This window comes from Pseudoalteromonas sp. SR45-6, assembly GCF_014163545.1.
GTDB lineage: Bacteria > Pseudomonadota > Gammaproteobacteria > Enterobacterales > Alteromonadaceae > Pseudoalteromonas > Pseudoalteromonas rhizosphaerae.
The window spans coordinates 1-743 of record NZ_JACJDM010000157.1 but is presented as its reverse complement, the minus strand read 5'-3'; the positions used below and the strand labels follow the sequence as shown (position 1 = coordinate 743).

At 52.9% G+C, this 743-nt stretch carries 1 protein-coding gene; it reads left to right on the top strand.

From position 1 onward, the window contains the following. Positions 1-743: Ig-like domain-containing protein (locus H5158_RS22650; protein ID WP_182740979.1), on the top strand; the 743-nt coding region annotated here is incomplete at both ends.

Genomic DNA, 743 nt, shown 5'->3' with positions numbered 1-743 from the left:
TTGGCTGATGGCAGTTGGTCGGTGGATGTACCGACCCCGCTTGCAGAAGGCGCTTTTGTTGTTGATGCTAGTGTCACCGATGCCGCCGGCAATACCGCCAGTGACACAGAAAATGGTGGGGTGATAGACACAACAGCGCCGATTGTCACTATCGATGCACCGGCATTGACCAACGACAATACGCCGCTGGTCACAGGGACATCGGATCTAGCTAATAGTGACATTGCCATTACCTTTACGGATGCTAACGGCAGCCATACCGTGACAGTGCAAACCAATGCCAGTGGTAATTGGAGTGCCGAGGCCACGCAACCACTGATTGATGGTGCATACACAGTGACTGCCAGTATCACCGACGACGCAGGTAATACCGGCAGCGCCAGTGACAACGGCGTGGTTGATACAATTCCGCCAGAGCTTGCGTTTGTGCCCACCTTCCTATTAGGACAGTTAGTGTCTCTTAGCGGTACCTCCGATTTACCTGCTGGAAGCACAGTTACGGTTACTCAAAACCTACTTGGTGGCGGGGTGATAAACTACACCGCGACCACCGACGCAGCAGGTAATTGGTCATTAGTTGGGTTGAGTATTCCGCTGCTAACACTTAGTTCGATCACCGCCAGTGCCAGTGATGAAGCAGGTAATGTGCGCACGATCACTTCGACTGATTTTGATGGTACGCCACCGACGCTCACGGTGAGCGTCGATACATTGAGCAATGACAACACCCCAGCCATTAGTGG